We start from the raw sequence: 21,641 nt of genomic DNA, 5'->3' as shown, positions 1-21,641 counted from the left end.
CTAGTCATCTGGAACGCAAGTTCGTCACATTAGTTGATAGCTCGAATCTCTACAGAGGAGAGAGCTTGTGGCGAATGCAGGTGAGCGAGGCCGGCCGATCGCGCCGTTGGTGCTTAGTCCGCCGGAGCGGGCGTACTTGGAGAGACAAGTTCGTCGTCATCGCGTTGCCCGATCGCTATCTGAGCGCTGCCGCGCGATCCTGCGGTGTGCGGATGGCTTGCCAAGCAAGTCTGTGGCTGTCGAACTCGGCCTCCACGAACACACCGTCGGCAAGTGGCGCCGCCGATTTTTGAAGGATCGCTGTGATGGCCTGCTTGACGAGGCCCGCCCGGGCCGCCCTCGAACCATCAACGACGATCAGGTTGCTGAGGTAATTGAGCGGACATTGCGTACAACGCCACCCGACGCGACGCACTGGTCGATCCGCTCAATGGCTGCGGAAACTGGCTTTTCCCACACCACGATCCGCCGAATGTGGACGGCGTTCGGCCTGCAGCCGCACCGCAGCCAGACATTCAAGCTGTCGAGCGACCCGCTGTTCGTCGACAAGGTCCGCGATATCGTCGGCCTTTACCTTTCCCCACCGAACCGAGCCCTTGTCCTCAGTGTCGATGAGAAAAGCCAGATCCAGGCCCTGGATCGCGAGCAGCCGGTCCTGCCGATGATGCCGGGCGTACCGGAACGGCGCACGCACAGCTATGTGCGGCATGGTACGACCTCGCTGTTTGCCGCGCTCGATGTCGCCTCTGGATTCGTCATCGGCAAATGCTACAAGCGCCACCGGGCAGTCGAGTTCTTGAAGTTCCTCAAAGAGATCGACGCTCAAGTCCCTGAAGGGATCGATGTCCATATCGTCATGGACAACTACGCCACTCACAAAACACCCAAGATCAAAGCGTGGCTCGCCCGTCGGCCGCATTATCATGTCCACTTCACGCCGACTTCCGCGTCATGGATCAATCAGGTCGAACGCTGGTTCGCTGAGCTCACCCGAAAGCAGATCCAGCGAGGTGTTCACACCTCCGTCAGGCAGCTCGAGGCCGACATCCGTACCTTCATCGACCTGCACAACAAAAATCCCAAGCCCTTCAAATGGACCAAGTCCGCAGACCAGATTTTGGCTTCCGTCAAACGCTTCTGCCACAAAGCCCAGCAGACTTTATGTGGCGAACTTTAGATTCACGTGACTAGCAGAGGACCTACTGGCGAAGGTCGCCTGCCGTTGAAGAACTCACGCCGAGCAATACTTCAAGTGAGCGTACAAGCACCAATCGCCGGCCGCGGCGTCCGTTGGCGCACGCCAGCGGGGATTAGAAAGCGTTCGAAGATCAGTTTCGGCAAAAATTTCTTATGAACCGCGGGGCTGAAAGTCGGGCAGCTTCCGCTAGGGTCCGCTATGGACACTTTTTGTCCCGGCGAGGCGGGGGGTCAGCGAAGCCGATAACGATCACCTTGGGGGACACGGAAAATGGCTCGCTCAGGTCATGCTGCCCGGCGGAGGCGTTGCGCATCGCGGCGCGACACCGCTGCCCGCAGCTCGGCGACCCGACCCGAACGACCGCAACCAGCCGAGTTTACTCCGGGAGCAGCTCAGCCGGCGATTTGATCGAACGAAACGTCAGCAGCGCGGAAAAGGGGTAAACGGAACGATCGGACACGGCGCTCCGGACGCTTGGGCCGATTTCCCTTTTTGGGTCCCTACTTCGCTCGGGGATCCAGCGGGCGCCGGGGTCGAGCAGCCGATTGTCGTCGCAAGCCAGATGGACGTAGCGCTGCCCAACTCCGGCCGCCGCCTCACTCACAAGCTTCATCGGCCGCCGGTAGGACGGATGCATTTGACCTTCCCTGCTGCGATCGCTTGTACCGTTTTGCAAGTGGGCACCAGCGCAACGCGGACAGACTTCCGGGCTCGCCCAATGTCTTGACGTAGTCGTCGCCAGGTGGCGTGATGGAGCAGTTCCACGAAGGCCTTCGCACAGGGCGCGCTTGATCTGTTGATACGACGCCGAGAGCAGACCAGGAACACCCCGTCCCTTGCCGCTCCTGTGATGGAGAGCTCTTTTCCGGCTCCGGCGAAGCATGGGAAGCGGCGGCGTGCTAGAGATCAAGATTCTGACGGTAACGTAACCCAGTTGAGGACGTCGATTTCGCGCAAAGGTGTCGTTGCGAATGAAGTGCTCCACATCGAGGCATTAACGGGCAAGAAAGTCGGACCATGTTGTTTCTCAATCAGCATACCGAACGCAACTCGCCTTTGGACGCCTCGGATGCCGACACATTGAGCGTCGAAGCCGCCCGCGAGGTCGAGCGGTTTCTCAGGCATCGCGAAGACCACGAGGAAACGCCTCTCGTTTCTTTGCTGGGTCTTGCGCGTGAGATCGGAGTTCACTCGATTTATCTAAAGGACGAAGGTCATCGTCTCGGTCTCGGTAGTTTCAAAGCTTTGGGGGGATCCTATGCCGTGATCCGGCTAGTGTTGGAGGAATCAACGCGGCGGCTCGGCCGAGCTATTGACATATCGGAACTTCATCTACCTGAAGTGATGGCCGTGGCACGTGAGATGACGGTATCCTGCGCCACGGACGGTAACCATGGCAGGTCAGTCGCGCAAGGCGCCAAGCTGGTAGGCGCGAAGTGCGCCATATTCGTTCACTCAGGCGTCAGCAACGAACGTATCGCTGCCATCGCCGATTTTGGCGCACAGATGATCCGCGTCGACGGCAACTATGACGACTCCGTCGCCGAAGCGTCCCGAGTTGCCGCGGAAAAGGGTTGGATCACGGTGTCAGACACATCCTGGCCCGGCTACGAGCGTATCCCCGGCTTGGTGATGCAGGGATATACCGCTCTGCTGAGCGAGGCGTTGCGCCAGTTGCCCGAATTGCCGACCCACGTCTTCGTCCAGGCGGGCGTGGGTGGAGTCGCCGCAGCAGTTGCGGGACACTTTTCGGTTCTGTTGAGCGACAACCGCCCGTTCTTTACGGTTGTCGAGCCGTCGCGTGCGGCGTGCCTCTTTGAAAGCGCTCGGGCCGGGCATCCTGTCAAGGTGGATCATGGGCGATCGACCGTGATGGCGATGCTCGAGTGCTACGAGCCTTCGCTCGTCGCCTGGCGCATCCTGTCGCGCGCAGCGGACGCGTTTATGACTGTCGACGATGACGATGCAATCAGTGTGATGAAGCGTCTGGTAAATCCCAGCGATGGTGACCCCGCTGTCGTTGCAGGCGAAAGTGGTGGCGTTGGTCTCGCAGCATTGCTAAGGGTTGCGTCCGACCAGACTTCGCGCGGCAAGATTGGTCTTGGACGAAATGCGCGGGTCTTCCTGATTAACACCGAGGGTGCGACCGATCCTCGCCTTTATGAAGAGTTCGTCGGTGCGACGCCAGCGCAAGTGACGGCAAGAAATCGGGCGTTTCGACCCAGACCCCCTCTTTGAGATTGGAGACGGTCTATTTTTTCATCCCTCGCTCGGATCCTGATCGGAGCGAGCCGAAATATCGGCACGTACGATCACTTTTTCTGTGATTGTAGGGTTCCGGATGTCGCTCGCCGGAGTACAGGACAAGCTCGCCGTCTGCCTTGAGGGAGAGACAGTTGGACTCGCCAAGGGTGGCCGGCCGACCACACACATTTTGAAGCCTTTCATTCAGGCGCTGGACTGCAGCGTTGTACCGAGCCAAGCTCGAGAGCCCACAAGACCGAAGCGCTACAACTACGACAGCCGTCCACCAGAAAGCCGTCGCCTGAACATCAACGCTGGTCCGTGGTCGGCTCGGGGATCAGCGGCGCGCCTCCGACCGAGACCGGCCCTTCTGGCCTAGAGGGTTGGACGACTCTCTTCGCCGGCCTCGAAACGAGATGGGCTGGCGGCGGAGAAGGAGCCGGAGTAACCGGCGCAGCGACAGCTGGATTTTGCAAAGACTCAATTTTCGAGGTCAGCGCCTCGATCTGATCGGCCAGCCGTTTCAAATCGGTTTGCTGCGTACCGATGTTGCGATTGAGCTCTTCAATTTGATCACTCGCCCTCTGCTGCCCCGACCGAATCTCCGAAAGAGCCTCTCTATCTTCCGGTGACAGGCGCGGCGTTGGGTCGACCTCACGCGCCGACGACGTCTCGAACACTCTTTCGATATTGATCCAAAAATAGGCTGCCCCGGCGCAGAGGCCGATGCAGACGGCCATGAGCGCGAAAAGCCACGCAAACCGTCTTGTCGATCTGTGCAAAACGGGCGGCAACTCCGAGCCGTTCGCTTGATCAACTACATTCGCCATCTCTCAGCCCGTCATTCTCATCGTATTAGCTTTCTTGTTGACGTCACAGCCGGCGATGGTCAAGACTTGTGGGTCGACAGCGCATCGCTCTACGCAACTTTTTCCGATCGTTCGATCTCGTCCTATGAGGTGCGTTGGGATCCATCGCAGCGACGCCTGTGCTACTTACACTTTTCTAAAACTGAATGATCCAGACTTGCGGAGCTAGAGTGCCAGGGCTCCGTCGCATTCAACCAGTTGTCGCGAAAGGGCAACTATTCCGCGGACATTCAAACGCTGCTTCCGCTTTGGCCAGCAAATCAGCAAGCTGCATTGGAAGACTGTTGCGATTGGACAACTTCCAGCGTTCCTAGTCAGCTGCTCGACCCATCGATGCTTTCCCCACGAAAAAACGCGGCACGGCGCACAAATGCTGCATGACGAACAGAAAAGCGCAGGCCCCACACCCGCTCACGGGTCTAGTTTCATCGCCACGATGGCGCGCGCACAGCTTAAGTTCATTTCACAAGGTATGGGCGCCGAAGAACGCGCTGGCAACATAAATTGGTCGGTTGAGAGAAGTTGAATGGCTGTCTACAAGAACCCGAACTATCTGCAGCCATCTACGAGCGATGCTTTTGATCACGATCAGGGCCCACGAACCGCGGCCTCGTTGGCCGGAATTTATCGGTGCATGGGCTGTCATCGCGAAATCGGCATTGCAGCAGGACACGCTTTGCCGCCGCACGGACATCATACGCATACATCGGCGCAAGGATCGATCCGGTGGCGATTGGTTGTGTATGCTGACCACAATCCGAAATAGGACAGCTTCCGCTTTCGCAGCCGCCTTGTCCCGGTGCTCGCGCTTCCTCCCTTGCGGCCTGCTGCTTCAGAGCCGTTCGGCCTTGGGCCCATTGCCGTGTACCAGGGCGGCAATAGAGAAAATGTTCCGTTTGACCAGGTTGGCACTCTGCAATCCGGCAAGCGGCGCGCACTTCGGAGGATGAAAACCTCTCGCGCGCGGCGGACCGCCCGGCAGATGGGTTGCATCTTTTCGGCGTGATGGCGGTGTTTTTCGCCGAGTCGCGACAAGGCGAACATGATATCGAATCCCAAGACCTTGCTCACCAAGTCCGCTGCGTCTGATCGTGCTGCGGGTTCGCCAATGTCCCCACGCTCATTGCCAAAGTACCGGATGTGATCCGTTTGATAGTTGCGATACGCATTTTTTATTAATCTCATCGAATGCGCGGTCTCCTCATCCTCTTTGTAGCTTTTGCAATCATGTTGACTATGCGCGGTCAGCACAACACCGGCTTCGTGCCACACCCGACCGCCCCCATGCCGCCCGTCAACGTGCCGTAGCTAAGCATCGATCGGCAGTACACATCAGCAAAACCAGGGTAAGCATCGTGACACCGCTCAGACTCGTACTCCCGATCTGCGCCGCTGCCTTCGCAGCCAGCGTCTCTTCCGCTCTTGCCTGGGCGACAGCTAGGACATCTGTCATTGCAGAACTGGCGCAGCGACACTTGAGTCCAGCCGCGCGAGCCAAGCTCAAAGAGCTCATCGGGGCCACCTACTTGGCCGCCATCTCGAGCTGGGTCGATGACTACAAATTCACGCCGGAAGGAAAGAGCACGTATCGATGGCATTTCGTCGATATCGACATCGAACGTTCGACCTACGACGCCGCCCTCGATTGCAAGGACATTAACAACCAGGGCACCTGTATCGTGCAAGGTTTTCCGGCAGCGATCGCGATCCTGAAAGACGAGTCGAGCTCCAAAGGTGACAGGTTGCGCGCGCTGAGGCTCGTTGTTCACCTTGTTGGGGATCTGGAGCAGCCGTTGCATGCCAGCGAGCGCAACGGCGATCAAGGTGGCAACAAACTGCACGTCGTGCTGCACGCCAAGCGGTCCGATGGAACGGCGTATACGAAGACATCAACCTTCCATAGTATGTGGGACGACTCTCTGGTTGACCTTCAGGCTTACTCCTGGAGAAGTTACGCGGACGCGCTCGATGCCAATCCGCTGCCGGTGGTGGAAATGCCGCCGTATGACGAAGCACGTATCGGCGCCTGGGCAAACGACACGCACGCGCTTGGAATAAAGGCTTATCAGCTTTTGCCGCCAGGAACGCCCGACCACACCGACACGAGCCATCCCGTAGACATCAACAACGATTACGCGATAGCCATCAAACCAGACCTCGGTCGTGAACTGGCTAAAGGAGCAGCGCGCCTCAAAGCTATTCTCGATGACGCTCTCGGAGGGTCGTAGGCGAACCTCTCCTGAAGCGATTGGGACCGAGCTGCGTCGTTAACGCTTCATTTCTGGGACGAAGGCTCGATCAGCATCAGGCCCGTTTTGCTTGGAATGCCCCAGTCGCGAGAGCGCCCTCCACGTCGCGATAGCGCTATCGCCGGAACAGAAAGAGCGGAAGAGGCTCATCGGAAACAGGCGCTCGTTGAGGCCCCTGCGCCTGAACGCCGCACAGTTGCGTCATCACATCATCGGCAGCAGCGGTAGTGCAAACGCCCGGGACATGGGCTGGTCCGGCGAATGACGGCGGTGCATTTCTTCGTGTATTTATCGGTTCGTTTCAGCAGACGTGTTCCTGTATCGGCTTGGGCTAGGATCGCGTGGATCGCCGTCGCTTGTCGAAAGTGAGACGTCGGCCCTGATGTTCTTGCCGCCGGCCTGCTTCGAACGGAAGCGATCTCGTCAGCATAGGTTTCGATGACTCTGGAGCGGCGGCCTCCATCTCTACCTGCTGCTCCGCAGGGATCGTGGGCGCTTCCATCACATTGAGTACGGCCCGTCCCTTTTGCGTGATGCGCCACCCATCGCTGACGCGCTCGATAAGCTGCTGAGAAAAGATGTCCAGATTCGGAACACGGGCGGCCAACCTCTTGGTGCGCTTCGCCCAATCGCGACCGCTCGTCGCTAATATGGCCATGTCTCGCTTAAGCTCCGTCATCGGCGCGAACCCATCCGGATAACTCACTAGAATCTTCAGGACCGTGACTTGGAACTTCACCTGACTGACAACATTACTTTGGCCGCTTACCGCCACATGCTTGGCGCTTGGCGAAGCGCGTCTAACGCTACCTGTTTGAGACGCTCATGTGTCCTCTCACCTCTGTTGGCAGCTTCCAGAAGCTTTGAGGCGACATGTGCGCGGACGCCGCAATTTTTCTGAGAAACGTTTTTGCAGACCTCTTCTAGGACAGCGCGTAAAAGTGCGGTGGTAGCGGCATCCAGCATCGAAAATTCCCCCACGCCCGAGGAGGATGATAGCACAGGAGCGCGCGTTCTTGAATTCGAATGGATTGAGCGAGAGGAAATCCAAGACTGTTTTCTAGTCGCATACTCGCCCGCGGCGATGCCCTCCCCCTTCGTCGTTTTGTTGACTTGTGCTTGCTAGTGGATCGCTTCCGCACTGAGATGATGTCTCGTCAGTCAACTCGCCAAGCAGGACTCTCTTGCCACGGACAGCCGCAACATGGCGATCCCATAAGTGCCGGGCGCGCCTTGACGGTGAAATTCCGTGCTCGAGTGGTTTTTTTCGACGGATTTCACCGCAGCGGTTGTGCGAAGTTGTGACGTACTTGAATCCACGGGGGCTAAGCCAATCTTTGCGCGGCGCGCGAAATTAGTTGTGCGGATCTGGTGTCGGACTTCCTGCATTAGACGGACCAGCAGCGGAAGCTGCGCTGGTGGGATGACGACTTGTCGAGCCCTCGCGCCGGGCCTGGCGGATCGAGGTTCGGCAACCGAACAGCACAGATCTTCGTTGCGTTTTGCTGACGTGAAACAAGTTTAAGGATCGGGCACCCAACATCCGATGGCGCCGAATTTGCTTGACCCTACAAGCCAACTCGGAGAAGGCTCTGCCGAGTGTCATGGTCCGGCGGTTCACGTTGGGAGATCAGATCTATCAATCTGTGTCTGGAGGATTTTTACCATTTCCGGGCCAATGCGCTCGGCATTACTGGCCACAAATGATGATCTTGATGGTGCTGACGGACTTGGACAGGGACAAGGGTGTCCCGGTCAACGTTGTTGCAAAGTTGACCCCCTTCATCACGACACAATCGAAATTGCTGGAGAAAAATATGTTTCTGCGGCGCAGGCCGTGCACCAGAGATGCCCGTGTCGTACAGCTGTCGCTCACAGACAACGCTTGCAAACGTCTCGCGGATATCGCCGCACAGCAAGAAGAGCCGGAGCAATTTGTTGTTGGTGAACTCAGTATTCAGGAATTGGCCAAATTGGCTAGGAGGCTTAGCGGGCTCAGGCATCGGCTGGAGAGAGCTCGTCTGAAAGCCGCACGAGACTCCTGAGATGAAGTCGGATAATCCTGAGAAAACTCACGGCGCCGAGCATCGCGCTCGAACCCAAGCTGGTCTAGCAGAAATACGGCGAATCACGACTATCAACGCTGCTGATCGTCGTGATTGCAAACATCCTCGCCGATCAGCTGGGGAATAACATGATCAGGGCAATACGCAATACGGTCATGGCACTCACTTTTGTTGTAGTCGCCGGCGGCAACATTTTGTGGGACTTTGTCAATAGCTACATTGCCTGCGGCCTTGCGTTGGCCGCATCAGTCGTTGCCGGCGTTTGCGTCGAGCGCGCCTTCATCAATCGGGCACATCGCGAGATGATCCGCCTCCACGGCGTGGACTGGCATTCGGCAGAGGACCAGTAGCCCGGCACATGGCGTGCTCGAGATGGTCGTTATAACGGGGTCACAGGAATTGCTGGGGGCGTCACCACTTGGACGGCCATGAGCTTCGCCGTGCGGCGCAACGGCCGCGCCCTTAGCCAAGTCGCCGTGTCACCTTGGCAAAGTCCGGAGCCCAATTCGATGCCAGCGAAATTCATAATTCGCCAAGCGAGGTTGACGCGTTCTACCGAGCTACGTCGCCTCAGCATTCTCTTGCGCGAGCGGCACAGCCGCAACGCGTGCATTGGCTTGCGGGGCCGACCGCTGATGCACAGGTAAGCTGGCGAGCGCGTCGCCGCTTGCTGGATGCTTGCGGCGCGCTAACGTTGGCATCCCTGCGTGGCTCGCAGCTCTTTTTTTGACGTTCGAACTGGACAAGAGGACCAACTCACAAGCGGCGAACGGATTGGTATGTGCAGGCTGCTGCGCAGCTGCTCTCTGACCTATCGGCCGGTTCCAAACATACTTTATCGTGGGCTAAGTGAGCCCCCACAAATCGACGCTCATGCAAATCTTGCAGTGGATGAATCCGGGATACGGCGGCGACGCGCGTCGCCGCCGAGGATCTAGCCGCGATGGCGCCGCCGCAGGGCTACTTTGCACTCGTGGACGAGCCAGGCCATGCAAAGGCAATTTGAGACGCGGCCCAATCTCTGCAAAACCGGCTTTCAAGTACAAAGCTGAGTTCGGGCTGCGGCTCCACATCGGCTGATTGGGCGCCCCCACTTCGAGCTGGCCCCAGCCTTTTTTCGTCCCCAGGCCCACGGCAGCCTCAATGAGGCGCATCGCAACCCCAGATGATCGCTGATCCGGCACTACGTAAAGTTCAGTGATAATGCCGTAGGTTCCGCGCGCAAAAAGGGACGCGCTTTCCGATAACATGATGATGCCGACAGGGCGTTCCTCGGTGAAAGCGAGAAACCCTGAGACGCGCTCTGTCATGGCGAGGAGATCGGCAACGAGCTGGGTATCTAATCCGGCCTGTGCGTGGCCTGCCCCAAGTTCGGCAAGCAGGGCGGCAACCATCTGGGTCACCGTTGTGGCGTCATCGACAGACACTTCACGTGTGGTCACCATGTCACATCCTCCTTCAGGCTGACCCCGTAGTTGTGCGGAAGCATCTGGGCAGGAAAGCTACCGCAGCATCGACCCAAGGTCGATATGCCGCCATGTTGAACGTCAGATGACACCTTGGTTCACACCATTGAGAGGCGATAAGCTCTTCGCTTCACTGCTAGCTGACTCGCGCGCAGCGCATTGATGAACTCTTCCGAGCGGCGATACCGCTCGTCGTGATCCAGCCACGGCTCGCCGATCGCATGAAATTCGCCGCGGAACCAACCCGAGAGGATATTGACAGCGACGCGAGCGTTGGTCAGGTGGCTGATGGTCGCGATCTGCTTCGCGGCAAGCGCGGGATTCCACGGCCCCGGAAGGATCGCGGCAATGACCTTGAGCTTTTCGGTCGCTGCGAGAAGCGCGTGCGAGAAGTGATGGATTCGTGCTGCTTGTCGGCATCGTAGCCCGCCGTGAACCGGATCTGGCTCAAGGCATAGTCGAAACCGGCGTTTTCGGCGATCTGGGCGAGCTTTCGATTGTAGTCGATCTCCCAGCTGGTGCGTTGTTCGATCGACGAAATGACGAGCCGCCGGACACGTTCGGCACCCAATAGGCGAATCTTATGGGATCGTTATTCGTGGTCATCCTGGTTTCCTTGGCGACTTTGAGTTTGGGCAGAAGGGCGGTGAATTGAGGTAGGCAGCATTTTGCATTCACGCCGCCCGACGCGAGCGGTCGCGCGGTTGTTCAATGGGACGCCAGACTATGGTTTGTGGAGGTGTGCGCGATCTGCGATGTCAGCACGCGGACGCGAAATGAATTAGGTCAACAACACGGGGTGCATATCGCACAACGCGGAGGCCTGCGTAGATCAAAGTTGTTGAACTCGTCGGAGGCGTCATTCCTGATCATCAGCGCTCCCCTCTCTCAAGCATCATTGACTAGAACTTATAGTCTCAGAGAAAGAACGACCGCGCGGGTCAAAGACAAACTCTTTTTCACCGCCGTTGGAAAACCCGCTTTCTTAGATTTACGACGAACGGATCGTTTGTTGCTGCGTGAGAAACCTATCGCCTGTAACAACTCACTTGTCTCGATCAGAGCTACGGCATTGGTCGTCTTCGAAAAGGTTCTCATCTCGCGGGGCCAACTGTTCCGGACTCCGACGAAGATTTTCTCTCGATCTCTGGGTACGAGGAAGTTGCACGACGCAAAGGACTTCCACTCACATGAGATTTGTTTCGCTGAACACAAGCTACTTAGCAATTTCAAGGAGGCCGACCCGCAGATGGCTCAGCCATGCCCTACGCGGAAGACATGCGCCTGGGGCTTGGGGTCGCTTGACGACATCCTCAGCGGAGCACCATGGGCTCATATCATGCGCGAATCCGGGGACTGATCTCCCGTAGCCGCTGCGCAGTTGGAAGTCGACGGTGCGCTTCCATTTCGGCCGTCCCGGGGCTACGACCTCCAGCCGCCTCCATCCTCGCGCGCGCCTTTCCGCCAGAGTGACCGCGATCAGATGAGGCGCAATGGCCCTGCGATCTCATGATGGGGCGAACATAAAGCTCCGAGATTTCTCCGAGCTTGCCGCCCACGCAGATCGCTGTGCATTCGCTTCAAAATGGCTCGTCGTCTTCAGGCGATCACCGCGCCGACGTCGGCATCCGCTGGGACCGCCTGTGCGTCTTGCCTGCCGATTTCGAGCCCCTGGGGGCCTTCCCGCCCGACGCTCGTCGAGCAGAGCGTAAACGACGCGGGCGATAGTTGCGGCATCTGTGACTTCGGCGCGCCATGTGAATATGGTTGGCATCTTTCTCTCCTGCCAGCGCTGCCTCTTCTCCTGTCAGCTCCGCATCCGGCTTGAAACATTCTGTACCACAAGCCTCACGCTAGCTGAGGTTCGCGAATACCTCGACGAGAGCCTGTTGGCTCTTCCCATGCGCGTGGACTACTTTCACACTCAGCTGATCTCTGCTGTGGATTTTGGTTGTATGAAACCGCCTTTGACGATCAGCAATTTTGGCGGTCAATCGGCATGCAAAACTGCATTCCGATCCGAACCGATGGCTTTTACGTCGCGCGGTTTTCACCACGAAGCTAAAGCTCGCCTCCAAGACAGGGCCATGATCATCGCGAACTTCAACTGCCATGCGATGCCGCGGCCTGCCTCTGACGCATTCGCGTGTTATCTCCGAGAGCGCAGTGGTCGCCTCTGCTGCGCAGAATCGATGTTCGGCAGCTCCACACCTTCATCGTCGCGGATATCAAAATAGTACTTCTTCATCGCTACCGACTCACGAGACAGGTCCAAGGACGTGTTGTCCGGTTCTGGCCCTAGTCGATCGCAGGGGACCGGCTGGACTCACCAGGATATTTTCGCCCAACGTACGCCCAAGCGTGAATCCGCACGGAAGACGTGAAACGCAGCCAGTGTATTGGCTCTAAATCAAGACGAAGGCGAGCAGACTCGAGCAAAGCAGCGCGATGCCGGCCACGGTCACTGCCAAGAAACTTCCCGAGACAAGGTCGTGATTGGGCATGCAACGCTCTCAACTATATCGCACAAGGAGAGCAGCACTCGCTGCCGTCGCCGTTAGCCAGCCGACGCATAAATCATTATTCGAATCGAGCGCACTATTCCTGCTGTTGCTATGAGGAAATGCATTTTTTCAGCGCAACCAGCCGATCGATCGCCGCTTTACGACGAACAAGGCTTTCAGGTCGAGCCCGAGTTGGTCCGGGGCCAACATGCTAGATCTGACTTAACACAAGGGTTTTTGCCTCCTGATTCCTTCCCTTTTTAGACGCTCTGGATGTCGGCTGTTTCATAACTGCGATACCACTACGAACGCGTGGCCTGCTCGTCCCCTTTGTGGCCTCTGCAACTATCGTGCCTCTCCCGCGCGGCCGCGGCGCCCGCCGGCATCAAAGCTCGGCGACCTAATCCGTCGAGGCGGACCGCAACAAGGGCCCAGTTAGCCGACGGCAGTGTTTGGTCCGACTCGAACACGTAGCTGTCCCGTTCAAGAATATCTGAAGCACAATCAGCGTCCACGATATGCTTCCGTTAAGGCACGGTGGCCGGCGGCATGGACGCGGCCGGCCACGTGCCGCAAACATGATTCCTCGAATGCGTTTCTCCAAACTTTCTGGCGGTATTCGAACCACTCGGTGTGGTCGCGTCACAACATTGGTACTTCGTCACACTTTGATTCGCTTCATCGAGCAGCTCGCTCGCACTCAGCGAGTGCTGACTGGGTCGAGGCGAACACGCAGTCAAGCTCTATTGGTGTTCTTGACTCGCAGGCAAGCTGCATGGCTTCATCTCCCGAAATCGATGGAGTAGTCATGAAAAGGGAAGCTTCACGTCAAGCCGACCCGACCGCGGAAATAGTCGCAGCGGGGCTCGTACGCGACAGGAACGCGCGCCCCTGGACCGCAGTTGAAAAGTACAAACTTCGAGGATTGATGGCCGAGGTCTCCCAACAGACAGAATCGCGAGAACTCTGCGGCGCCCCCTAGCTTCGATCGAGCTCATGGCGGCGAGCCTAGGCTTGCTCTTAAATGGCGATCCAAATGATCGCAAAAGTGGGGAGGCAAAGAAAATCTGCCCTTGAACGAATCCGTAGTTAGACCTTCCTCGTATATCGTGGGTAATTGCGCCACGCCTCGGCGTCCCGGTCCTTATGCTGCGCTGACAACGACGGAGCGATCAAAGTGAAACACGGACCAAGAAGAGATGAGTTAGCGGTCGGCGCGGGGGGTGCTTGATAGGACGGGCGGGGCTTCTATTCGGCACGACAGGGCGCGTATGCGTGCGCCAAACTCCGCGCAGCTGGAGCGAACTCGGCTTCGAAGGAATCTCAATGCGCTTCGAGAGCTTGCGGCGTTGAAATGCTAAGCTAAGCCGCTTCAACTCTCCCAAGGAAACCGCCTAACTCACGCTTCAGCCGGGAGCTTTCCTCAGATAGCAGTTCGGCAGACCTCAGCACCTGGATCGAGGCCCCTCCAGTTTCCTTCGCGCGATGAGTCACTTCGTCGGCATTCGCCGCCACTTGAGTGGTCCTGGCGGCAGCTTCCTGCAAATTGAATGCGATCGTCTTGCTCGTCGCCTTCTGCTCCCCGATGGAGGCGACGACAGTCATGGCGATCTCCGAGATGCGAGCGATGATGACGCCCGTTTCGGTAATCGCGCCGACCGCTTCAGTCGTCGCCGTCTGAATGCCGCCAATTTGCTCACCAATCTCAAGAGTTGCTTGCGCGGTTTGCGTGGCGAGAGTTTTCACTTCTTGGGCGACCACCGCGAAACCTCTGCCGACATCGCCGGCGCGCGCGGCTTCGATCGTCGCATTCAGCGCGAGCAAATTGGTCTGCCGCGCGATCGCCGCGATCAGCTGAACCACGCTGCCGATCCGCTCCGCTGCGGCTGCCAGGCCAACCATACGCTGATCGCTGAGTTCGGTCTTGCGAACCGCTTCGCGCGCCATATCGGCCGCTTCCTCGACCTGGCGACCGATATCAGCGATGGTCGTCGCCATTTCGCTTGTCGAGGCCGCAACGCGTCGAACATTGGCGGACGCCTCTTCCGATGAAGAGGCGACCTCGAGCGAGATTTGCCGACTGTGATCAGCCGAACAGGTAAGGCTTCGTGCGGACATTTCCAGTTGCGTGGAGGCGGACGAGACGGTGTTGATCACTTGCCCCACGGCTGCTTCGAATTCGCCGGCGAACCGAGCGATATCGGCCTTACGGTGATCGGCAGCAGTCTTATCCTGTTCGGCCTTGGCGTCGCACTCGGCCTGCACTTTCTCGCGAGCTCTCAGCTTGAACATTTCTACCGCTTCCGCCATGTCGCCAAGCTCATCTCTTCGGTCACGGCCTGGCAGAACCACGTCGAACCGGCCCTCGCTAAGCTGACGCATGGCCGAGGTCATCGAAGCGATAGTTTTGGCGATTCGCTGGCCGAATAGCAGAGCGAGCACGCCTACGAGCAGCGTTGCAAGCCCGATGATCCAGACCAACTTCTGGCGGATTTTTTCAGCTCGGATTTCCGCAGCCCGAGAATGCGCGTCAGCAGCAGCCATGATCATCACCAGCGCCGGACGAATGCGGTCGTAGATCTGCCCGAGATCATCCACCTGGTCGCTCAGCGTCTGCTGCGTCACCATGAACGACACAAAACTTGCTTTGTAAGCACGGGTGAGTTCGAGGATCTCAGTTCTTACCTCTGGAGACAGGTTGGCCTGAGCAAGGTCAGTTTCGAAATCCGCCTCCCGGTCAGCTAGCTGGTCCCCATATTTGTCTTCCCCCCGAAGGATGAAATCCTTCTCATGGCGGCGCATCGTTAGCATCAAGATCGTTAGGCGTGGCTGCTTCAGCTCGCCCAGTCGTTGCTCGACGTCGTGCACGGCCTTGCGCAACTTGCCCTGAAATCCATCATTTTCATTGAATCCGAGGTTGCGTTGCGCCGAGACAACGTTCTGAAAGCGCGTTGCATAAAGATTGATGACCGGCCGCAGAGAGGTCGCCTGCCTCAGCGGGCTGTCGTCGGGAAAAGTGGCCACCAATGCTTCGACGTGACTTAGGTCTGCGAGCTGACGCTCGTGATGATCGGCATGCTTCTTGACCGACACTTCAGTGGGCTTGCGAAGGAAGTCACCCGCGATCTGGCCTGACTCCAAGAAACTTTGTGACAATGACACGACGTAGGCCTTCAATTCGTTGCTCGCGTTCGCATCGCGCTGAACCAGGCTCGCGTAATACAGAGCGGCGGCGCAGATTGCGCCCGTGACAAGGACACCGGAAATCCCAAGCAGCGCCATTTGCTCGCGCAATCCAATTCGAAAGCTACGGCGGACCGACGATTGCCCGCTAGCGTTGAAAATGACGTTGCTCATTTTGTCCCTCGAATGACTTCATGCCGCCGGCGCAATGTTGACGAACGCCTATCCATATTGAGCGAGACCGGAGTTGACCTGTTTTGTTCGGTCGATGATGAGCCGCTGCCTAATCTGGATTGATTTCGAAATTCTGAACTTGTGCGCGAAAGCATGCGCGACCGAACGAATGCGATTTGACCGTTGTCGTCTCCGACCGACAGGGCACAACTCAGTAATGTGACGCAACGGTTTCGGATGGCGCGGCTGACGCAAATAACTGCGGCCGAGGCGTCTTTTGCGCACAAAACATGCGAAGGGTGTGCAGAAGTCGCCGCCAATCAGCTCGAAGAAACGGCTATTTGAGCATTTGGTTTGCGCGGCAGTACGACGTTCGCGCAAGCTTGGAGTTGTCGGTGAGTAAGCAATCTACTCGTCTCGACGCTCCCTTCAGTCGCCCTTTTGGGGCATTTTCCTCCCTCACTCGGCCGTGCGGAATGTCCGCACGGTCATTTTTCGGGATCAAAGAAAGGTAATGGGACGCGCAGACTAGCATACGATATTGTTTAGCGCGCGAAGCTGAGCCCCGCGTTGAAGTCCGCGGTCATGACCTGCGACGTCTGCGAAGCGATCTGTGCCTTCTCGGTGCCGCGCACCCAGGCGATCTGACGCAATCGCAAACTATATCAACGTGGAGACTGGGTAGAGCTATGGGAATGATAGTGAGCTTCCCCGGCCATTATTTCAGCCGCGATTTCAGCTTCAAGGTTTGCGTGCGATGCGATGGCATCGCCGATGGTTTGACAACTCATTGCCGAGGCGTGAGCCTGCCGCCACTCGTCGGCTGCAATGTCGCCGCCGGCTTGCTCGACTATGACGAGCGCTGCGGCGGATGGCACTGGCGCATGCCATGGCAGTCGCGGAGGCCCCCGCATTGAATTGGCTTCCGCACTCTACGTAAGACGCCCCAAGGCTCACCATTCATATACACGCGACTTCTGTAATGGGCCCGATGATGTCAAGCCTCCCGAGTGAACGCCACGCCGCCGAGCTCATGCTTCTGTTCGTGGTCGACGCCTGGCCGCCACATCATGCTGTCAGAGGGAGCGGTGAGCCTATCTAGATACGCGTGGTTCGTCGGACGACGCCACTGGGCCTGTAACGGCTTCACCGCATCCACCGTCCCGGCGACGGGACTTCGGGCACCGGGCTTCAGTTCATCCCGGTTGCGTTCTTGATCTCCTCCACGTCTTCTATGCTGCGATTGAGCCCGCTTCGGCCCATCGGTAAGTCGTGCCATCGACCCAGATCCGATGCAGGATCACTGCGAGCTTGCGTGCCAAGGCGACCTTTGCGCGCTTCGAGCCTCTCCGCTTGGCGACGTCCATCCCCCAGCGTTTGAGTTTTGAGAATCGCGTGATGCGCGATAACAGAACGTTGGCGGCTTCATACAATGCCGTCCGCACCGTCTCATCGCCGGCCAGCGTGATTCCGCCCGTGACGTCCTTTTCTCCCGATTGATATTTCTTTGGCGTGAGCCCGAACAGCGCGCCTGCTGCCTTTGACTTTACAATGCGATGAGGATCATCAATCGCCGATTTGTAGGTGATGGCCACCAGGGGGCCAACGCCTGGTACTGTCATAAGCCGGCGGCAGACTGCATCATCACGCACAAGGTGTAGTCTTCCGTATTCTGCCTTCAGGGCCGATCGTGCCGAAAGCATCGCACCAGCAATGCGCTCCAATGTCGCCTGGCCTGCAACCAACTCTCGAATCCGCGCTTCGAAATTCCTTCGCGTCACCGGGCCAACCTTCAGACCGAAGCCGCGCAAAATCCCTCGGATACTTAATTCTACATCGATCAGCCGCCCGAGAAGCTGTTTGCGTGCGATCAGGAGTGCCCGGATCTCTTGCGCATCAACCGACTTTGCGTGTACCTGCCGAAACCATCCCATCCGGATCACTGGGCGATCCCGCGGGCATCCTTGCGATCCGTCTTGACCGTCATTGCAGATAATGCGGCCTTCACGTGCCGCGTTTCCAGCAGAACTGTTTCAAATCCTGCACCTTTCAGGCCTGCATGCAGCCATTGCGACAGCGGCCCAGCCTCCAGCCCGATCCGCTTCACTGCAAAGCCGAGCGTCTCAAAAAAGTCAACTAAGGCGTCGGGTTCGCTTGCGACCTTCGCTTCCTTCAGGATCTTACCCTGGGCGTCCACAACACACACGCTCGAAAGTTCCAATGACACGTCGATTCCGGCATAATTCTCCACGGCTGTCCTCCGTCTCCAGATGCTTGGGGCCGACTCAAGTCGTGACCCCGTTTCATCATCTATCGGGGGACAGCCACCATCATGACCCCTTGCTCCGGAGCCGGGCTCATTACCGCATCTAAATATTCAGCAGACGTTTCATCTGCCGCCCCACTTTGCTATGCGATCCAACCTCCAAGGTAAATTGTCTCAGGAACATCGAGGCGCCTCGTGCAGAGGCGCGATTGCCCTCATACAAGCGAAACCGCGCGCCTTCGGTATCGCCGCGCCACTGCCAGCGCTTAGTGCTGACGTCTCACCCACGACGGGATCGGGTCGAGTGGCCTACGATAGACTTCAGCGTTCTCGGCGCTGGTAACCCGAATCGCACAGCCCTTGGCCTTCAGTTCCGGATGTACAATAGACAGCTCGGTCGCAAGCTGATCCGCCCGATCGGCGGCAACTTCAATGTTCTCGAGGATGAGACCTCCTTGGTTCCTGTACTCCTCACCAATCACGAGATCGAAAGAGTAGTACGGCATCGAAAAATCTCCAATTGATCGAATTGGCTCCATGAGGCGCACCCTCACGATCCGTTCAGATGGTCCGGCCGTGCGCATTAAGATGAATTGCTAGGAGCCGCAGCGAATCGATAGGCAAGATAGTCAGGGCCCGGCTTATCCCGGTCACTAGCAGTCTGATATCGGACCTCCAGAGTCGAAGTTCGCTCGCGCGCGACGCCCTTGGCGAAACTCGCTACCTAGAACAATGCTAAGCTTCTTTATGCGATCAACGCGATGCGTCGGATCGTTCGACGCGGGCATGGTAATCGAATGCGCCGATCGGCACTCGGTTGGAGGCCCTACACGGTCGTGGACACTGTCGACCAGGCGAATGGCCGCTCCAGCGCGAGATTGGAGAGCTGGCGGGGATCACAGTGATGATTTACGGCCGCGTGGGATCCGTGGGCAACGCTGACGGGCTCGAATGCAGCATGATGAACGAGTTCGGTCGCAACGAGATCGCGCGCACGCACTGGAATATCCACCGCGATGATGCTTGGGCTGGAGACGCGCGCTGCAATTGGAAGTGAAGCGCAAGAGCCGATTTTAATCTCACCGGTTTCGCGCCCGAGTGACTGTTCGTGACCTTGCCCCCAAGTTTTATCCAATCCTGAGTTCGCTCCGGCTATTGGATTTGCCCGGTTGGGCGGTGGGAGCGACGGGAGCTGGCGCGGAGCCCTCGGCATAGCGCAGCGCCAGATCCCGGCGCGGGTAGCAGGTGAAGGCGAACTCGGACGGGGTCTTCCATCCGAGCCGCGAGTGTGGGCGTGCATCGTTGTAATCGGCGCGCCAGCATCCGAGCGCGACGCGGGCTTGGGCGAGCGAGGTAAACAGCGTCTCGTTCAACAGTTCATCCCGCAGCCGGCCGTTGATGGGGAAGACGGCCCCGCTCCCTCCGCGCCGGCGATATACTGGCGATGGATGGACGAACCCGGCAACAGGAGCAATTCACCATGGAAATCGCGACAATTGGGTTGGATATTTCGAAGCAGGTATTTTAAATCCATGCAGTTGATGGCCAAGGCCAAGTGGCCGGTCGGCAACGCCTCCGGCGAGGTGAGATCGTGTCGTTCTTCTCTCCTCGCTCGCGCCTTGTCTAGTCGGCATTGAGGCCTGCGCGACTGCTCACCACTGGGCGCGGGGGATTCGGCAGTTTGGACATGATGTGAGATTGATCCCGCCAGCCTATGTTAAACCCTACGTACGAAGAGGAGCCAAGAATGACGCCGCTGACGCGGCCGCGATCTGCGAAGCGGCTACCCGTCCCAATATGCGGTTTGTTCCCATCAAGAGCAGCGAGAACCAGGGCTTCTTGATGCTTCATCGTGCAAGAGGCTTATTGGTCCGCCAACGAACCATGACAGCCTGCGCCATTCGGGCTCACTTTGCTGAGTTCGGAATCATCGTCGGGCAAGGCCGGCAACGCGTGGATGGTCTGGTGTACGTGTTGGATGACGAGGAACTGACGCTACCGGCCCACGCCCGCATCGCACTAGCCGTCCTTGTGAACCAACTGAAGGAATTGGACCGGCAGGTCGAGGCTATCGAGCGCGAGCTGGCTCAGCGCGTAAATCCGATGGCGAAGTTGCTGTCCTCGATCCCCGGGATGGGTCCCATAACGGCCACAGCTCTCGCCGCGACCGTGCCGGACGCGGCAATTTTCCGCTCCGGGCGGGAGTTCGCGGCCTGGCATGGCCTGACGCCTAAACAGAATTCCACCGGCGGGAAGGACAGGCTCGGCCGCATAACAAAGCAGGGCGATTCCTATCTCAGGCACTTGCTTGTCATCGGGGCACGCAACGTCGTTCGGTATCCAAAGGCCCGGTCCCGGGTCGGAGGTGGCTGGATCGAAGCTCTGCTTGAACGGCGTCGGCCAATGGTTGTTGCCGTCGCTGTCGCCAACAAGTTGGCTCGGATCATATGGGCAATGATGACGACCGGGGAATTCTATCGGCCTAAGCTCGCGGCCTGACTTTCCGTGTATGTTGGCCACCTTATGGTGTGAGGGCAAATGACAGCATGATGGACACCGGCGGAGCTGGGGATCGAGCAAGCCCGAAGAGCTTTAAGCGCAACAAGCGCGACCCGTTGATGAGGCCTCCGCATCTCCATCAGGGCCAGCGGCCATGGCATCGGTCGCAGTAACAGGCCGGATACATGAACGCACCCGACCGGGTATCCAAAGTACTGTAAAAACCTCTTGCACCCGCGGGGCCGTCTATACATGAAGCTCTCGATAAAGGCATTCTGCATGGGCTTGCCTGGCGCGATGTAGTGCTGACCTGCCACTGAGCATTTCCTCCAGAAAGAGTTAGAGTCCGGCCCGAAGAAGGACGGACAGATGAAGCGAGCACGGTTCACGGAAGAGCAGATTATTGCGGTGCTGAAGGAGCATGAGGCCGGGGCGAAGACGGCCGAGCTGGCTCGCAAGCACGGGATCTCCGAGGCGACAATCTACAATTGGAAGGCCAAATTCGGCGGCATGGACGTTTCCGAGGCGAAGCGGTTGAGGGCCCTGGAGGAGGAGAACGGGAAGCTGAAGAAGCTTCTGGCCGAGCAGATGCTCGATGCAGCCGCACTTCGCGAGCTCCTTTCAAAAAAATGGTAGGGCCCGCCGCCAAGCGCGCTGCTGTCGCGCATCTGCAGGCCGTTATGAGCCTGTCGGAACGGCGGGCCTGCTCGATCGTGGGTTCGGATCGGAAGATGATCCGCTATCGCTCCAGCCGCCCACCGGACGCAGTTCTGCGTAGCCGATTGCGCGATCTCGCCAACGAGCGGCGGCGTTTCGGATATCGCCGCCTGTTCGTCCTGCTGCGGCGGGAGGGCGAGCCATCGGGGATCAACCGGATCTACCGGCTTTATCGCGAGGAAGGGCTCACCGTCCGCAAGCGGCGG

The 21,641-nt window shown here is 58.2% G+C and carries 14 protein-coding genes and 7 pseudogenes; 11 read left to right on the top strand and 10 right to left on the bottom strand.

Annotated features, from left to right (window positions below):
- Positions 1-67 precede the first annotated feature (67 nt).
- Entirely contained in the window at positions 68-1,177 is a 1,110-nt protein-coding gene (locus A5906_RS31820) for an IS630 family transposase (protein WP_080137402.1), read from the top strand.
- A gap of 397 nt (positions 1,178-1,574) precedes the next feature.
- Here A5906_RS31820 and A5906_RS31815 read toward each other — a convergent pair whose 3' ends face one another.
- Positions 1,575-1,835: a hypothetical protein gene (locus A5906_RS31815; RefSeq protein WP_080139113.1), complete on the bottom strand. Its 261-nt coding sequence runs from the start codon at positions 1,833-1,835 to the stop codon at positions 1,575-1,577.
- A gap of 380 nt (positions 1,836-2,215) precedes the next feature.
- On the opposite strand from A5906_RS31815, the gene A5906_RS31810 reads away from it, so the two are divergent.
- Both A5906_RS31810 and A5906_RS46505 read left to right on the top strand, forming a co-directional pair.
- Positions 2,216-3,436, top strand: a complete 1,221-nt coding sequence (locus A5906_RS31810) for a diaminopropionate ammonia-lyase (protein ID WP_080139112.1) — start codon at positions 2,216-2,218, stop codon at positions 3,434-3,436.
- A 94-nt stretch (positions 3,437-3,530) separates the two neighbouring features.
- Positions 3,531-3,668, top strand: a pseudogene (locus tag A5906_RS46505) (type II toxin-antitoxin system HipA family toxin); the annotation flags it as partial.
- A gap of 82 nt (positions 3,669-3,750) precedes the next feature.
- Here A5906_RS46505 and A5906_RS31800 read toward each other — a convergent pair.
- Positions 3,751-4,272, bottom strand: a complete 522-nt coding sequence (locus tag A5906_RS31800; RefSeq protein WP_080139110.1) for a hypothetical protein — start codon at positions 4,270-4,272, stop codon at positions 3,751-3,753.
- Positions 4,273-4,837: 565 nt separating this feature from the next.
- On the opposite strand from A5906_RS31800, the gene A5906_RS41980 reads away from it, so the two are divergent.
- Positions 4,838-5,077 (top strand): hypothetical protein, encoded by a 240-nt coding sequence (locus A5906_RS41980; protein WP_136615633.1) that lies wholly within the window; start codon positions 4,838-4,840, stop codon positions 5,075-5,077.
- 589 nt (positions 5,078-5,666) lie between these two features.
- Positions 5,667-6,539: a S1/P1 nuclease gene (locus A5906_RS31795; protein WP_161495462.1), complete on the top strand. Its 873-nt coding sequence runs from the start codon at positions 5,667-5,669 to the stop codon at positions 6,537-6,539.
- 352 nt (positions 6,540-6,891) lie between these two features.
- Here the strand turns inward: A5906_RS31795 and A5906_RS45430 are convergent, their stop codons facing one another.
- On the bottom strand, positions 6,892-7,299 hold the full coding sequence (locus A5906_RS45430) for a hypothetical protein (protein ID WP_080139115.1): 408 nt from the start codon (positions 7,297-7,299) through the stop codon (positions 6,892-6,894).
- A 976-nt stretch (positions 7,300-8,275) separates the two neighbouring features.
- On the opposite strand from A5906_RS45430, the gene A5906_RS31780 reads away from it, so the two are divergent.
- Positions 8,276-8,605, top strand: coding sequence for a helix-turn-helix domain-containing protein (locus tag A5906_RS31780; protein ID WP_245327018.1), 330 nt, complete (start codon positions 8,276-8,278; stop codon positions 8,603-8,605).
- 110 nt (positions 8,606-8,715) lie between these two features.
- The gene (locus A5906_RS31775) at positions 8,716-8,976 is read left to right on the top strand and encodes a hypothetical protein (protein ID WP_245327017.1); all 261 of its coding nucleotides are present in this window, start codon (positions 8,716-8,718) and stop codon (positions 8,974-8,976) included.
- 495 nt (positions 8,977-9,471) lie between these two features.
- On the opposite strand, the gene A5906_RS31770 is transcribed toward A5906_RS31775, so the two are convergent.
- The 3 genes and pseudogenes from A5906_RS31770 to A5906_RS31755 all read right to left on the bottom strand — a co-directional run bounded on the left by A5906_RS31770 (position 9,472) and on the right by A5906_RS31755 (position 15,953).
- Positions 9,472-10,071, bottom strand: coding sequence for a GNAT family N-acetyltransferase (locus tag A5906_RS31770; protein WP_245327016.1), 600 nt, complete (start codon positions 10,069-10,071; stop codon positions 9,472-9,474).
- A 170-nt stretch (positions 10,072-10,241) separates the two neighbouring features.
- Positions 10,242-10,698: pseudogene (locus tag A5906_RS31765) on the bottom strand (LLM class flavin-dependent oxidoreductase); the annotation flags it as partial.
- 3,260 nt (positions 10,699-13,958) lie between these two features.
- On the bottom strand, positions 13,959-15,953 hold the full coding sequence (locus A5906_RS31755) for a methyl-accepting chemotaxis protein (protein ID WP_080139107.1): 1,995 nt from the start codon (positions 15,951-15,953) through the stop codon (positions 13,959-13,961).
- 701 nt (positions 15,954-16,654) lie between these two features.
- On the opposite strand from A5906_RS31755, the gene A5906_RS42750 reads away from it, so the two are divergent.
- Positions 16,655-16,870, top strand: coding sequence for a hypothetical protein (locus A5906_RS42750; RefSeq protein WP_161495461.1), 216 nt, complete (start codon positions 16,655-16,657; stop codon positions 16,868-16,870).
- A gap of 315 nt (positions 16,871-17,185) precedes the next feature.
- Here the strand turns inward: A5906_RS42750 and A5906_RS31750 are convergent.
- Positions 17,186-18,204: pseudogene (locus A5906_RS31750) on the bottom strand (IS110 family RNA-guided transposase).
- A 281-nt stretch (positions 18,205-18,485) separates the two neighbouring features.
- Positions 18,486-18,725: a hypothetical protein gene (locus A5906_RS31745; protein ID WP_080139106.1), complete on the bottom strand. Its 240-nt coding sequence runs from the start codon at positions 18,723-18,725 to the stop codon at positions 18,486-18,488.
- A 398-nt stretch (positions 18,726-19,123) separates the two neighbouring features.
- On the opposite strand from A5906_RS31745, the gene A5906_RS42745 reads away from it, so the two are divergent.
- Positions 19,124-19,276, top strand: a complete 153-nt coding sequence (locus A5906_RS42745; RefSeq protein WP_161495460.1) for a hypothetical protein — start codon at positions 19,124-19,126, stop codon at positions 19,274-19,276.
- Between the two features lie 70 nt (positions 19,277-19,346).
- Here A5906_RS42745 and A5906_RS31740 read toward each other — a convergent pair.
- Positions 19,347-19,616, bottom strand: a pseudogene (locus tag A5906_RS31740) (integrase core domain-containing protein); the annotation flags it as partial.
- A gap of 131 nt (positions 19,617-19,747) precedes the next feature.
- Between A5906_RS31740 and A5906_RS31735 the strand changes: the two are divergent.
- Positions 19,748-20,718 (top strand): annotated as a pseudogene (locus tag A5906_RS31735) (IS110 family RNA-guided transposase).
- Between the two features lie 254 nt (positions 20,719-20,972).
- Here the strand turns inward: A5906_RS31735 and A5906_RS46500 are convergent.
- A pseudogene (locus tag A5906_RS46500) lies at positions 20,973-21,062 on the bottom strand (integrase core domain-containing protein); the annotation flags it as partial.
- Positions 21,063-21,087: 25 nt separating this feature from the next.
- Between A5906_RS46500 and A5906_RS31730 the strand changes: the two are divergent.
- Positions 21,088-21,641: pseudogene (locus A5906_RS31730) on the top strand (transposase); the annotation flags it as partial.

The organism is Bradyrhizobium sacchari (genome assembly GCF_002068095.1).
Taxonomy (GTDB): Bacteria; Pseudomonadota; Alphaproteobacteria; order Rhizobiales; family Xanthobacteraceae; genus Bradyrhizobium; species Bradyrhizobium sacchari.
The sequence above is the reverse complement of the archived record's forward strand: the minus strand, read 5'-3'. Positions and strand labels throughout refer to the sequence as shown.

Excerpts from the sequence above, each read along its gene's own strand:
- A5906_RS41980 (WP_136615633.1), top strand. The coding sequence starts at position 4,838 with ATGGCTGTCTACAAGAACCCGAACTATCTGCAGCCATCTACGAGCGAT.
- A5906_RS31810 (WP_080139112.1), top strand. The coding sequence starts at position 2,216 with ATGTTGTTTCTCAATCAGCATACCGAACGCAACTCGCCTTTGGACGCC.
- A5906_RS31815 (WP_080139113.1), bottom strand. The coding sequence starts at position 1,835 with ATGCATCCGTCCTACCGGCGGCCGATGAAGCTTGTGAGTGAGGCGGCG.
- A5906_RS31800 (WP_080139110.1), bottom strand. The coding sequence starts at position 4,272 with ATGGCGAATGTAGTTGATCAAGCGAACGGCTCGGAGTTGCCGCCCGTT.
- A5906_RS42745 (WP_161495460.1), top strand. The coding sequence starts at position 19,124 with ATGATTTACGGCCGCGTGGGATCCGTGGGCAACGCTGACGGGCTCGAA.
- A5906_RS31780 (WP_245327018.1), top strand. The coding sequence starts at position 8,276 with ATGGTGCTGACGGACTTGGACAGGGACAAGGGTGTCCCGGTCAACGTT.
- A5906_RS31745 (WP_080139106.1), bottom strand. The coding sequence starts at position 18,725 with ATGCCGTACTACTCTTTCGATCTCGTGATTGGTGAGGAGTACAGGAAC.
- A5906_RS31755 (WP_080139107.1), bottom strand. The coding sequence starts at position 15,953 with ATGAGCAACGTCATTTTCAACGCTAGCGGGCAATCGTCGGTCCGCCGT.
- A5906_RS31770 (WP_245327016.1), bottom strand. The coding sequence starts at position 10,071 with ATGGTGACCACACGTGAAGTGTCTGTCGATGACGCCACAACGGTGACC.